General features: G+C 57.2%; 14 protein-coding genes. 12 read left to right on the forward strand and 2 right to left on the reverse strand.

Translation table 11 applies throughout. The annotated features are described in order from the left end of the window. The first annotated feature begins 1 nt into the window (after position 1). The 6 genes from cydB (at position 2) to ACVKSX_RS12810 (ending at position 4,409) form a co-directional block, all read left to right on the forward strand. On the forward strand, positions 2–1,006 hold the full coding sequence (cydB, locus tag ACVKSX_RS12785; protein ID WP_010248926.1) for a cytochrome d ubiquinol oxidase subunit II: 1,005 nt from the start codon (positions 2–4) through the stop codon (positions 1,004–1,006). Between the two features lies 1 nt (position 1,007). Continuing rightward, positions 1,008–1,181: a DUF2474 domain-containing protein gene (locus tag ACVKSX_RS12790; protein ID WP_010671086.1), complete on the forward strand. Its 174-nt coding sequence runs from the start codon at positions 1,008–1,010 to the stop codon at positions 1,179–1,181. 218 nt (positions 1,182–1,399) lie between these two features. Next, on the forward strand, positions 1,400–2,269 hold the full coding sequence (locus ACVKSX_RS12795; protein WP_354438860.1) for a helix-turn-helix domain-containing protein: 870 nt from the start codon (positions 1,400–1,402) through the stop codon (positions 2,267–2,269). Positions 2,270–2,487: 218 nt separating this feature from the next. Then, entirely contained in the window at positions 2,488–2,682 is a 195-nt protein-coding gene (locus ACVKSX_RS12800; RefSeq protein WP_010671084.1) for a hypothetical protein, read from the forward strand. 332 nt (positions 2,683–3,014) lie between these two features. Continuing rightward, complete coding sequence (locus ACVKSX_RS12805) at positions 3,015–3,797, forward strand: siderophore-interacting protein (protein WP_022623856.1); 783 nt, start codon at positions 3,015–3,017, stop codon at positions 3,795–3,797. A 72-nt stretch (positions 3,798–3,869) separates the two neighbouring features. Beyond that, positions 3,870–4,409: a PadR family transcriptional regulator gene (locus ACVKSX_RS12810; RefSeq protein ID WP_122889629.1), complete on the forward strand. Its 540-nt coding sequence runs from the start codon at positions 3,870–3,872 to the stop codon at positions 4,407–4,409. Positions 4,410–4,417: 8 nt separating this feature from the next. Here the strand turns inward: ACVKSX_RS12810 and ACVKSX_RS12815 are convergent, their stop codons facing one another. Continuing rightward, positions 4,418–4,714 carry a SelT/SelW/SelH family protein gene (locus ACVKSX_RS12815; protein ID WP_010248912.1) on the reverse strand — a complete coding sequence of 99 codons (297 nt, stop codon included), beginning with the start codon at positions 4,712–4,714 and terminating at the stop codon, positions 4,418–4,420. Between the two features lie 239 nt (positions 4,715–4,953). On the opposite strand from ACVKSX_RS12815, the gene ACVKSX_RS12820 reads away from it, so the two are divergent. From ACVKSX_RS12820 to ACVKSX_RS12845, 6 genes are all read left to right on the forward strand, one after another. Further along, complete coding sequence (locus tag ACVKSX_RS12820) at positions 4,954–7,326, forward strand: TonB-dependent receptor domain-containing protein (RefSeq protein ID WP_354438858.1); 2,373 nt, start codon at positions 4,954–4,956, stop codon at positions 7,324–7,326. Positions 7,327–7,375: 49 nt separating this feature from the next. Further along, positions 7,376–8,407, forward strand: a complete 1,032-nt coding sequence (locus tag ACVKSX_RS12825) for a hemin-degrading factor (protein ID WP_010248907.1) — start codon at positions 7,376–7,378, stop codon at positions 8,405–8,407. Beyond that, positions 8,404–9,225 (forward strand): heme/hemin ABC transporter substrate-binding protein, encoded by an 822-nt coding sequence (locus ACVKSX_RS12830; protein WP_277972000.1) that lies wholly within the window; start codon positions 8,404–8,406, stop codon positions 9,223–9,225. The genes ACVKSX_RS12825 and ACVKSX_RS12830 overlap by 4 nt, the downstream gene beginning before the upstream one ends. Next, complete coding sequence (locus ACVKSX_RS12835; RefSeq protein ID WP_354438856.1) at positions 9,218–10,216, forward strand: FecCD family ABC transporter permease; 999 nt, start codon at positions 9,218–9,220, stop codon at positions 10,214–10,216. Before ACVKSX_RS12830 ends, ACVKSX_RS12835 begins: the two co-directional genes overlap by 8 nt. Continuing rightward, positions 10,216–10,992 carry a heme ABC transporter ATP-binding protein gene (locus tag ACVKSX_RS12840; protein ID WP_354438854.1) on the forward strand — a complete coding sequence of 259 codons (777 nt, stop codon included), beginning with the start codon at positions 10,216–10,218 and terminating at the stop codon, positions 10,990–10,992. The genes ACVKSX_RS12835 and ACVKSX_RS12840 overlap by 1 nt, the downstream gene beginning before the upstream one ends. A gap of 91 nt (positions 10,993–11,083) precedes the next feature. Beyond that, on the forward strand, positions 11,084–11,581 hold the full coding sequence (locus tag ACVKSX_RS12845) for a CinA family protein (RefSeq protein WP_010248900.1): 498 nt from the start codon (positions 11,084–11,086) through the stop codon (positions 11,579–11,581). A gap of 27 nt (positions 11,582–11,608) precedes the next feature. Here the strand turns inward: ACVKSX_RS12845 and acuI are convergent, their stop codons facing one another. Further along, positions 11,609–12,592, reverse strand: coding sequence for an acrylyl-CoA reductase (NADPH) (gene acuI / locus ACVKSX_RS12850; protein WP_064689971.1), 984 nt, complete (start codon positions 12,590–12,592; stop codon positions 11,609–11,611). Positions 12,593–13,146: the final 554 nt, after the last annotated feature.

Here is a 13,146-nt window from a genome sequence, read left to right on the forward strand (position 1 = left end):
GATGATCGATTATTCCGTTATCTGGTTTGCGATTATCGTTTTCGCAACCCTGATGTATATCGTGATGGATGGCTTCGACCTGGGTATTGGTCTGCTGTTCCCGTTCAATAAAGATGCTGGCGAGCGCGACATGATGGTTAACACCGTCGCGCCGGTCTGGGACGGAAATGAAACCTGGCTGGTTCTGGGTGGCGCTGGCCTGTTCGGCGCGTTCCCGCTGGCCTATGCGGTAATTGCCGATGCGCTGTCGATTCCGCTGACCGCTATGCTGATTGGCCTGATTTTCCGTGGAGTCGCCTTTGAGTTCCGTTTCAAGGCGGTAGAAGGCCATCGGGCGTTCTGGGACAAGTCGTTTATTGCCGGTTCAGTCATCGCCACCTTCAGTCAGGGTGTGGCCGTGGGTGCGTTGCTGGATGGTATTCCTGTTGAGGGACGTCGTTTTGCCGGTTCCGCAATGGACTGGCTGGCACCGTTCCCGCTGTTCTGCGGCGTGGGTCTGGTTGTTGCCTACGCGTTGCTGGGCTGCACCTGGCTTATCATGAAGACCGAGAACGAGCTGCACCGTAAAATGTCTGCGCTGGCTACGCCGCTGGTGATTGCGCTGTTAGTGATTATCGGCATCATCAGCCTGTGGACACCGTTTGCGCATGCGGATATCGCGCATCGCTGGTTCAGCAAACCCAACCTGTTCCTGTTCCTGCCGGTTCCGGTATTGGTGCTGCTCTGTTCCTGGGGCATTGTGCGCGCCATTAAGCGCGAGGCGCACTATTCACCGTTCCTGCTGACGCTGGCGCTGATCTTCCTGGGCTTCTCCGGGCTGGGCATCAGTATCTGGCCAAACATTATTCCGCCATCAGTGACCATCTGGGCTGCCGCCTCACCGCCGCAGAGCCAGGCCTTTATGCTGGTGGGTAGCCTGCTGATTATCCCGATGATCCTGGGCTACACCTTCTGGAGCTACTACGTGTTCCGTGGAAAAATCAAAGCAGACGCAGGATATCATTGATATGAAAAGCCTCAGCAGCATGAAAGACCACAATCACAATGAAGAAACGAAAGCGCCATGGTGGAAGCGTGTGATGTGGCTGGTGTTTATCTATGCCGCCAGCGTGCTGGCGCTGGGCGTTGTCGCCTCGCTGTTCCGTATGATGATGACAGCGGCCGGAATGCGCAGTCATTAGTTGTCGCAGGCTCCGTCTTACAGCTATCCGGCGCAGTTTTTATCAATAATCAGAAGGCTGACGTAAGTCAGCCTTTTTTAGTTAGTAACCTAAGCAATTAATGCGGAAACGCCCTGAACGGGCGCGCAATGCTTACCCTTTCCTTACACCGATTTGCGATTTTTGTTATCCTTTTGTAACTGAAATCCCAGTCCTAACCTGCGTCGTAAATCGCCATCATGCTCAGTCAGGCCATTAAAAAACAGCACATCAACGATCTGGTCGAGTGGATTGAAGCCAATCTCACCGACGATCTTAATATCGATCAGATTACCCTCAAGTCAGGTTATTCCAAATGGCACATGCAGCGCATGTTTAAGGAGATGACCGGACAGACCCTGGCGGCTTACACCCGTAAACGGCGTCTGACGATGGCCGCTATGGCGCTGCGTCTGACCCGCATGACGCTGATCGATATCGCCGTACGTTTTGGTTTTGATAACCAGCAAAATTTTACCCGGGTATTCAAAGGTCACTTTTCGCTGACGCCTGGCGCGTTTCGCCGTATTTCCCATTTGCCGGTTAAAAACTTCCATGGCCGCATTCTGGTGCGATCGCTGGCAGAGCGTGCAACGCTGGTGGAGCGTGAGGAAGAGCTGCATCTGTGCGGAGAAACGCTGGAGTGGGAGTGTAAGTTTGGCGATTACATTGCCGATCGCGATCACCGGGTGGCTGAACAGGCGCGGCAACTGGTGGCGCTGGCGGGCGGCCGCGTGTCGCAGGGCTGGTTAGGCTTTCAGTATGGCCCCGGCCATAGCTCTGCTGATCAGCAAAATATCAGCCTGTTTCAGGCGCTGGAGCCGCAACATGCCGGGCTGCTGGGTGACAACACCGCCAGCTGGAGCGAGGTTCGTGGACTCTATGCGTCGATCCGCTGGAGCGGCAGCCCGGAGCAGCTGACACGCTTTATCGAGGATATCTACTATCAGCATCTGCCAGCACTGGGTGTATCGCGTCGTCCAGGTAAAGATCTGCTGCGTCTCGATTTTGCGCACTGTAAGCCCGACTGGCTGAGCGGCGTTTTTTCTATTCCGGTGATGCAGGCTTAGCCAGCAGGGCAGGGTGTGTGGCTCCCGACCCTGTTAATGCATAATTCGTGCGGTAAACCGTGACAAACCGCACGATTTTATAAAATAACTCGCCGTTCTGGCGTAAAATCCTCTCCCGAAACCCTGCCATGCCTGAATCATCGTGCATCTGTGCCAGGGCTGGAATATTTACCTGCATTTCAGGCCTTTTCTGGTCAAAAAAACAAACGAAGACAACTATGCGACGCTTAATGATTTCACTGATCCTGGCATTGCCTGTCATGGCGATGGCACAACAGGCTGAACCTTTTTCACCTCCTGCCGGACTGCATCCGCACTCTCAGGCCACCCAGCATGAAATTCTGGGTGATGGTGAGCTGCCGGAACACACCAGCAGCAATCCTTCCCTCTCAGGATTCAACGACACACTGTAAGTGGTCACGCGCTGCCAGAATGTGCGGCGCAACATCTATGCCCGGCTCGTCAGGAGCCGGACAGTTTCCGCCTTCTCTGCCTGCCCCCGTAAACACGCCGCACCTGCTGCTTACCTCTCTCTGAATGCTCTTATCAGGGCCGCTCTTCGTCTGCACTACGCACACCCGTACCGGCATAAAATATATCTTAAGCCGCTGGATCGCATTTTTCGTTCTTGTAGTGAAGATATATCATAGCTAATCTTGGCACTTCAGATGAGAATGATTGTTATTCCATTATTATCAGCATGCCCTTGAGTCACGGGCATCCATCCCGTTTCAGGAGAGAAATTTTGCCTGTATCAGCCGATCAGCGTGTACCACAGCGCGTCCGTAATGAATTGCGTTTCCGTCATATTCAGGTCGCGAGTAAAACTAACATTGCCGGTAAATTCTGGCGTATCCGGTTCAGCGGCAGCGATCTGGCGGGCTTTACGTCGCCAGGCTTTGATGACCACATTAAGGTTTTCTTCCCTTCCGCTGAAGGGGCCACACTGGCTCTGCCACAAATCACCGATGCAGGGATTGTCTGGCCCGAAGGGCTGCGTCCGCAGGCGCGTGATTACACACCGCTGGAATTCGATGGTGAATCTTCACTGACCCTCGATTTCTATATTCATGAGCAGGGCGTAGCCAGTGACTGGGCAACTCAGGCGCAGCCTGGCGATCGGTTGATTGTCGGCGGGCCACGCGGCTCGCTGGTGGTGCCGACCGATTACGCATTCCAGCTCTACGTCTGTGATGAAACCGGGCTGCCGGCTTTTGCGCGCCGTCAGCGTGACGCCCGGGCGCAGGCGCTGCATCTCTATGCCTTTACCGATGAAGCGACGGGCCGCGACTATTTATCTGATACGGCTGATGTGACGACAAACTGGCTCGGCAGCGGCCAGATGCAGAAAGCGCAGCTCAGCCAGCTGATTGCCCGGCTGGATCAGATCACTATCCCGACGGAAGATTACTTTGTCTGGCTGACCGGCGAAGGTGAGTTTGTTAAAGCGCTGTGTGACTACTTTACGGTGCAGCGCGGCCTCAACAGTGACTTCGTACGGGCGGTGGCCTACTGGCACCAGAAGTAAGCCGCTAAGGCAATTGAGTTTTGCCAGGCGGCGCACTACCATCAATCCCACTTTTTCGCAGCAGGGCAGGCCATGAAACAGCATCCGACTTCCACTTCATCTGAGGATCAGACTGCGCGCGCAGGCAGTTGCAGCGGACGGCGCAAGCGACGTGAAAAGATGCTGGAAGCAAGTGAGATTCGCCTGCTGATGCTCCATTTCCTGGCGCACAATGCCGCGCACGGCTATGAGCTGATCAAGTCTGTTGAGGAGTTGTCAAAGGGAGAGTACTCGCCCAGTCCGGGGATCATTTACCCCAACCTGACGCTGCTGGAAGAGATGGAGGCGATTCAGGTGGTGGATGCGCAGGCAACGCGTAAAGCCTACCGCCTGACGGCATCGGGAGAAGCGCAGCTGGCAGAGAATCGTGAAACGGTCACCAGCCTGATTACACGGCTCTCTACGCTGGCAATTCTGGTCAATAACCGCAGCATTCCTGCTGTTGAGCAGGCGATTCATGGGCTGAAGGTCGCGCTGAACCGGCGGCTTGCGCAGGAAGATATCTCAGAAGCCGCGCTGCAGACGCTGATTAAGGCGCTGCACGACGCGGCAGAAAAAATCACCCTCAGCTAATCGCGGAGTTAGCTGACTTCAGTTTTGTGTTTGTCGATGTGGCCCAGCGTACGATCCGGGAAGCAGATGTCCCGCACACGCTGTTTCAGCGTGGTCGCATCCGGGAAGCCACCATCCCGCTTACGTTCCCACAGCAGATGCTCATCCAGCGTAATCTCAAAGATACCGCCGGTGCCCGGTTTCAGCGTCACCTCCGCCAGATCCTCAGCGAACGTATGCAGAAGTTCCTGTGCCATCCACGCTGACCGCATCAGCCAGTTGCATTGCATACAGTAGTGAATAACAACCACAGGTTTTTGCGCCATAACTCTATTCCTTTACGTGTTGATAAATGCCAATGCATTCGGGTTAACAATTTGTGCGCTGTGGTTTATATCTAAATGTAAATAATATTGATAATGATTATCAGTTGCATTAAATTCCGGGCGATAATTACTACACCAGCATGACGTTCTGACTTTTCACGGCTTTTATGCGGAGCCGTTTTACTGTTGCCAGCAAGCAAGTGAGCGAATACTAACAATTAATCAGGTAATTCGCGCCTATGTCACCACGTTTTCGGAGATTGACGCAACCGCGTCTGACTCAACTGGCGTTGCTCGCCACCTTCATCAATACCACCTGCACTTATGCTGCGGGCAGTGAATCTGCCACGCTAACCCTTTCTGATCGCTATGGCAGCAGTGCCGAACCGGTAATGACGGTGACAGCACCGGAAATCAAAAAAACGGCAGGCAGTAAAACCTCGCTCTCTGCCAGCGATCTGCAACAGCGTGGTGCCACTGACTTCGGATCGATCATGCGCTATGAACCGCTGATCAGTGCTACCGGTACCCGTGGCGGTTCATCAGCCGGTAAGAGCGGTTTTGATCGGGCCGGTTATACCGGCTACAACATTCGTGGCCTCGAGAGCAACCGCGTCGGTCTGGATGTGGACGGTATTCCGTTGCCGCAGGCCACTGGCCGCAGCTATGTAGGACGCGCAGGTCTCGACAGCTTTGGCATTGGCCGCGATTACATCGATCCTTATATGTTTGGCCGTATTGAGATTGAGAAGGGCGCCACAGCAGTGGAACAGCCGAACACCTCGATTGGCGGCAACGTCTCGTTCCGTAATAAGTCTCCCGACGATTACCTGCATCCCGGAAAAGCGACCGCGTTCAGTTATCAGAGCGACTATGACTCATCCAGTCGCAGCTGGCATAACGGCATCACCGCCGCTGCCGGTGACGATGAACTGCGCGGCATCTTTGTTTACAGTCGCCGTGACGGACAGCAGACCCGTAACAACAGCGGCACGCTGGATGCGTATCCCGCTAACTGGCACTCCGACGCCTTTATGACCTCCGGCATCTGGCAGCCCAATGATGCTCACAAGCTCAGCGCGACGGTCGATTACTATCACAAAACCCACCACAGCCATTACGACAGCTGGAGCACTTCAGGCAATACAGTCTGGGGGACGGCACAGCAGCAGAGTGATACCCGCCGCTGGGGCATCAGCCTGGCGGATGAGTACACCCCTTACAATGACCTGGTCGACAGCCTGACGACCCGCGTTTACTGGCAGCAGACCCAGGCGCATGACAACACCCGGATGCCGTCGAGTGCCACCGCCAGGCAAACCGTCTATTCCGATTACAACAGCGACAGCTTCGGTTTTGACACCCGCGCGCTTAAAAGCGTCGGGCGACATGAACTGAGTGCCGGGCTGAATGCGCGCCTGGTGGATACTGAGCGACCTTTCCGTCAGTCACCGCCAGCCAGTGCTTTTACTGCGATCATGCAGCCGCAGGCTAACAGTCGCAGCTACACCGTGGGTGGTTATCTGCAGGATACCATCAGCTTCGATGCTGACGGACATCGGGCGGCCATCGTGCCTGGCGCGCGCGTGGCCTATCAGAACACCCGACCGCGTGATGTGGCGACGCTGACCACGAACAGTAGCGTGCTCGACGCCAGCGAAGTTTCAGCGCTCTATGGATCGCCAAACAGCGACACCCAGATATTGCCGTCTATCGCCTTCCAGTACGATCTCACACCGAAGCTGATGACTTATCTGCAATATACCCGTGGCGCGCAGTTCCCCAACGATACGCAGCTTTATGGTTCATGGAATCTTGGCTCCAGCTATGCCGGCACCGCGCAGTATGCGCTGATTGGTAATGCAGATTTGAAAACCGAAACCAGCAACAACTACGAGTGGGGTGTAAAAGGAGAGGTGGCAAAAGGCGTCACGCTTAACGCTGCCGCTTTTTATAACGACTATAAAAACTTTATTGCCTTTACCCGCTACAGCCGGGCGGCTAATCCGGGTCAGTTCGTCAATGTGCCTGCCAACATTTACACCACCTATCAGGCGGAGAACCGCGATAAAGCCTACATCTACGGGGCTGAAATCAGCAGTAAAGTGAACTTCGGCAGCTGGTTCAGCGAGGTCGAAGGTCTGAGCGCCAATCTGGCGTTTGGTTATACGCAGGGCGCGGCAAAGTCGAGCTACCTTGGTGACCGCTACATCGACCTTGAGAGTGTTGCCCCGATGAAAGCGATCGTCGGACTCGCCTGGGATGATGAGGCGCGCGGCTACGGTGCCGCCGTTACCGCTACCTTTGTCAAAGGTAAGCAAGCCAGTGCGACTAACCGCGAAAGCTTCGCTAACAACGGCAGCAGCCTGGCCGACTCCAGCACCGATTACATGCGGGTGCCGGGTTATGGCATGGTGGATATGACCGCTTACTGGCGTGTCGCGCACAACGTCAGGCTGAGTGGCGGGCTTTACAACATAACCGATCGCAAATACCGGGATTACCTCAGCAGCCGTGAACTGACCAGCGCCACTCAGCAGGAGCGCAACGATCAGGCACTGGCCGTGATGCCGGGCCGTACTTTCCAGTTAGGTGTTAACGTCGATTTTTGATAGCCGTCGCCCTGCGCTGATGCAGGGCATTACTAAGAGAGCCTGAGTCATGAACCCGATTTATCAGCACTATCTTGTCCTTAAAGGTGAACAACCGAAGAAATATGCCCGCGACCTGGCCGCGCTGATCGGCATCAGCGAAGCGGAATTGTGTGAAGCGCGCATCGGCGTTGATGCCGTGGCGCTGAAACGCGATTTTCCGGCGTTGCTGAAGGCACTGGGCGCAGTCGGCGAAACCAAAAACATTACCCGTAACGCTTATGCGGTACATGAACACCTGGGTGAATACCACAATGTACAGATTGGCGCGCATGGTGGCCTGGTGCTTAATCCCCGTGCGCTCGATCTGCGCCTGTTCGTCGGTCAGTGGTGCAGCGCCTTTGCTCTGCAGGAGCCGACCGGGCAGGGCGTTCGTCACAGCATTCAGATTTTTGATCGTCATGGCGATGCGGTACTGAAAGTTTACGCCACGGAGCAGACCAGCATGGCAGCGTGGCAGACGCTGATCGCCGACTTTACCGACGCCGCGGCGACGCCGCTCGTGGTTGAGCCGGTTGCCGCTGCTCCCCTGACGGAGGCGATTGATGCCACCGCCATCGACCGTGAATGGCGCGCCATGACCGATGTTCATCAGTTTTTCGCGTTGCTGAAGCGCCACCAGGTGTCACGGCCGCAGGCGTTTCGCGCGGTGGGTGAGGATCTCGCCTGGCAGACCGGCAACGACGCACTTGAGCGCCTGCTACAGATGGCACAGCAGGCGGGCAATGAAATTATGATTTTTGTCGGCAACCGTGGCTGTACTCAGATTTTCACCGGCAGGGTAGAGAAGCTGCAGCCAGTGGAAAACTGGCTCAACATCTTCAATCCGCAGTTCACGCTGCATCTGATGGCTGATCAGATCAGCGAAAGCTGGGTAACACGCAAGCCAACGGGCGATGGCTTTGTTACCAGCCTGGAACTGTTCGCCGCCGACGGCACGCAGATCGCCCAGCTCTACGGTCAGCGCACGGAAGGTACGCCAGAGCAGTCACGCTGGCGCGAGCAGATTGGCGCACTCCGCACGCCGGGAGCGGCGGCATGAAAAGAGTGATGCTGTTATGGCTGCTGATGACGCTGCCATCACTGGCGGCGGAGCGGGTGGTGTCGATTGGCGGTGACGTCACTCAGATTATCTATGCGCTGGATGCCCAGTCACAGCTGGTGGCGCGCGACAGCACCAGTCTGCGTCCGGCGCAGGCCGCCCGACTGCCGGACGTGGGTTATATGCGCCAGCTCAACGCCGAAGGCATTCTGGCACTGAAACCGACGCTGGTGATCGCCAGCGCGCAGGCGCAACCGTCGCTGGTGCTGCAACAGATTGCCCGCGCGGGCGTCAGGGTGGTCACGGTCAGCGGTGACAGCAGCCTGCAGGCGATTCCGCAGAAAATTATCACTGTGGGCCAGGCGCTGCAGCGTGAAAGCGAAGCTCAGGCACTGGCGCAGCAAATGACGCAGCAGATTCGCCAGTTGCCGCAGCAACCGCTGCCGGTAAAAGTGCTCTACATCATGGCCAACAGCGGCATGAAGTCGATGGCGGCGGGAAATCAGACTGCGGCCGATGGCGCCATTCGCAGCGCCGGGCTGGAGAATGCTATGGGCTCGGTGCCGCACTATCAGGCACTGTCGCAGGAAGGGGTGATCGCCGCCGCGCCGGATCTGGTGGTAATAGGCGAGGATGGCCTGAAAACCCTGGGCGGCGAAGCGCAGCTGTGGCAGTTACCGGGTCTGGCGCTGACGCCTGCCGGGCAGCAGCATCGTCTGCTGGTGATCGACACCATGGCACTGCTGGGGTTTGGCCTTGATACGCCACGGGCAATCGTGAAATTGCGCCAGGCGGCGGAATCGCTGAACCATGATTAAGGATAATGCGCTGCGCGGCCTGGTGCTGATGCTGATCTTCCTGCTGGTGGCGATGGTGCTGGCGGCAAATCTGGGGGCGATGTCGCTTTCAGTGCGGGCGCTGTGGCAGGCACCGCTCAGCGATCTTATCTGGCAGATCTGGCTGGATATCCGTCTGCCGCGCGTGCTGCTGGCGGTGGTGATGGGCATGGCGCTGGCAGTCTCTGGCGCAGTGATGCAGGGTGTTTTTCGTAACCCACTGGCCGATCCCGGTTTGCTGGGGATCAGCAGCGGGGCGGGACTGGCGGTGGCGCTGGCAATCATTATTCCGCTGGCGTTGCCGGCACCGCTGGAATTGTGGCTACCGATGATCGCCGCGTTTATCGGCAGTCTGCTGGTTACACTGCTGATCTTCAGTTTCAGTCGGCTGGCGCGCGGCAATCTTTCGCGGCTGTTGCTGGTCGGCATTGCGATTAATGCGTTGTGCGGGGCGGCGGTAGGCGTGCTGTCATGGCTGAGCAACGACCAGCAGCTACGCCAGCTGTCGCTGTGGGGCATGGGAAGCCTCAGCCAGGCACAGTGGCCTGCACTGCTGATCTGCCTGCTGCTGATTCTGCCAGCCTTGCTGCTGTTACAGACCCGTGCCCGCCACCTTAACCTGCTGCAGTCGGGTGAAGAGGATGCGCACTACATGGGAGTTGATGTGAAGCGTACTCAGCATCAGTTGCTGATCCTCAGTGCGTTGCTGGTCGGTACGGCGGTCTCGGTCAGCGGCGTGATCGGCTTCGTCGGACTGGTGGTACCACACGTGATGCGTTTTTGCCTTGGCGGCGATCACCGCTGGCTGCTGCCCGGCTCAGCGCTGGCGGGGGCGATTCTGCTGCTGCTGGCCGATACGCTGGCGCGCACTCTGGTGGTTCCGGCCGAGATGCCGGTGGGGTTGCTGACCAGCCTGATTGGCGGTCCGTGGTTTCTCTGGCTGATTCTGCGTCAACAACGAGGGCTGGAGTGATGGAAATTTTACAGGCCAGGGGATTGTGTCTCGCGCGCGGCGGCAAAACCGTTATCGATAATCTCGACGTCACGCTGTCAGGTGGCGAGCTGGTGGCGCTGATTGGCCCCAACGGCGCAGGTAAGTCGACGCTACTGCGGATGCTGACGGGATTTCTGTCGCCCGATCGGGGCGAGTGCTGGCTGGGCGATCGACGGCTGACGGCATGGCCGCGTGAGCAGCTGGCACGACGCCGGGCAGTGATGCGCCAGCAGAACAACCTGACCTTTGCACAGTCTGCACAGTCGGTCGTGGCGATGGGCCGTGCGCCCTGGCCGGAGGCGCAGACATCGCAGATTGTAGCCGAGGTTATGCGGCTGACCGGTTGTGAAGGGCTGGCGCAGCGCGATTACCGCCAGCTCTCTGGCGGTGAACAACAACGGGTTCAGCTGGCACGGGTGCTGACACAGCTCTGGCAGGAGGGAAGACCACGCGGCTGGCTGTTTCTGGATGAGCCGACTTCGGCGCTGGATCTCTTCTGGCAGCAGCAAACCCTGCGTTTACTACGCCAGCTGACGCGCGCCGGAGATCTCACCGTCTGCACTGTATTACATGACCTTAATCAGGCCTCCTTATGGGCCGATCGCATACTGCTGCTGCACGCAGGCCGACTGGTGGCACAAGGCTCACCGCAGACGGTGATGACGGAATCGACGCTGACGCGCTGGTACCAGGCCGATCTGCAGGTAGTGGCGCATACCGGGAGTGGACAGCCGCATATCCAGCTGCGTATCTAGACCGTTTCGCTTTAAAAACATCGCCTTGCGCGGTTTTATTCGCTGATTTTGCGCTATACCTGGAGTTCCGGACAGATTCAAGGAGACCATAATGGCAAAATCATTAGATCAGACCGCTGAGCAACTGGGTAATATTTTACTCTCTTCCGGACTTCATCTGGCGACCGCCGAATCCTGTACCGCCGGGCTGATCAGCATGACGCTGGCCGCGGTGGAAAACAGCGGAGACTTTTATACCAGCGGCTTTGTGACCTACAGCGAAAATGCCAAAATCCGTCTGCTGGGGGTGCGCCCTGACACGCTTAAACAGCATACGGCGGTGAGCGAACAGACGGCGCGGGAGATGGTGCAGGGCGCCTGCGCCCGCTCCGGCGAACCGGTGGGATTATCCATTACCGGCTATGCCGGACCGGATGGCGGCGAAGATGGTACACCGGCGGGCACCATCTGGTTTGGCTGGGTATTGCCCGACGGCAGAGACGAAGCGGAGTGCCATCAGTTCAGCGGCGATCCGAAATCGGTGATGGAGCAGGGGACACAGTTCGTGCTGGAAGGACTCATAAAACGGCTGCAGCGAGCCGATCGTTAAAGGCGCGAAACGCGCCTTTAAACAGGATTAGCGACAGTCGACAATCAGACGACCCTGCACTTTGCCATCCAGCAATGCCTGCGCACCCTCTCTGGCTTCACTTAGCGGGATCACCCGGCTCAGCTTACTGAGCCGTTCGCTATCCATCAGCTCACCGAGTCGTTGCCACGCCTGCTGACGAAGCGGCTTCGGACACATCACGCTATCGACACCGGCCAGCGTAACGCCACGCAAAATAAAGGGTGCGACGCTGGCTGGCAGGTCGAGTCCCTGCGCCATACCACAGGCGGCAACCGCGCCGTCCCGCTGGGTGGCGGCCAGCACATTCGCCAGGGTGTGACTGCCGACGCTGTCTATCGCGGCGGCCCAGCGCTCTTTTGCCAGTGGCTTGCCGGGTTGGGAGAGTTCTTCACGGTCAATGACCGATGCCGCGCCCAGCGTATCAATCAGATAGGCATGGTCGCTGGTGCGCCCGCTGGAAGCGATCACCTGATAACCCAGACGCGCCAGCAGGCTGACGCTATAGCTGCCGACGCCGCCACTGGCACCGGTTACCAGTACCGGCCCCTGTTCAGGTGTGATGCCCTGTTTTTCCAGCGCCATCACGCAGAGCATTGCGGTCAGTCCCGCCGTACCGATTGCCATGGTTTGCAGCGGACTCAGCGTGGCGGGCGGGCGCACCAGCCAGTCGCCACTGACGCTGGCTTTCTGTGCCAGGCCGCCCCACTGTTTTTCGCCCACGCCCCAGCCCGTCAGCAGCGCCACATCATCCTCTTTCCAGTCAGGATGGCGGCTGGCCGTCACCCGGCCAACAAAATCGATACCTGGCACCATCGGGAACTGGCGCACAATCGGGCCTTTGTTACAGATAGCCAGGGCATCTTTGTAGTTCAGGGATGAGTAGCTGACGTCGAGCGTGACATCGTGGTCAGGCAGTTGAGATTCGGGGAGATCTTTCAGCAGGGAACGGTAACCTTGTTCGTCATTTTCAATGACCAGTGCCTTGAACATGCAGCCTCCGGCAGAGTGGGAAAGAGAAGATCAGTTTACGCCTGGCAGATGCAATGCGGTAGGGCAATGGCCCCGTCTCCCGGCAATGAAGACGACACGAGCGGAAAAACAGGCTGACAGCGGCAGTGAGTTAAGTGCATAAATCTGCATATAATTCAGATAATTAGTCGTATTGTGAATTTTTTATGATAAATAGACTATAAAAATCATGTTGTTACATGCGAAGAGGGTGACTGAATAATTACCTGGTTCGGGTTGTCCATGCCTGAAAAAGATGACATTATGACCGCCACTTTTTGACCCTGCTTCTTTGCCACTGAGGACGTCGCCATGTCCGGTTCACCGCGCATCCGCCCGGATTACCGTTCGCTTTTTCCGGCGCTCACCGGGTTTTCCTCTTTTCCGATATCTCCGTTATTCACCATGCGGTGAGGCCAGCCGGGCAGCGGCTATGGATCTGCTCTCCACGGGCTGCGTAACGCCTTCTGACTGTTAAGTATTCGCCGGGGCACTGTCCCCATAATTGTGCCTCTGGCACTTCCTCCCTGACGTTA

The sequence above is a fragment of the Pantoea sp. PvP021 genome (assembly GCF_054056055.1).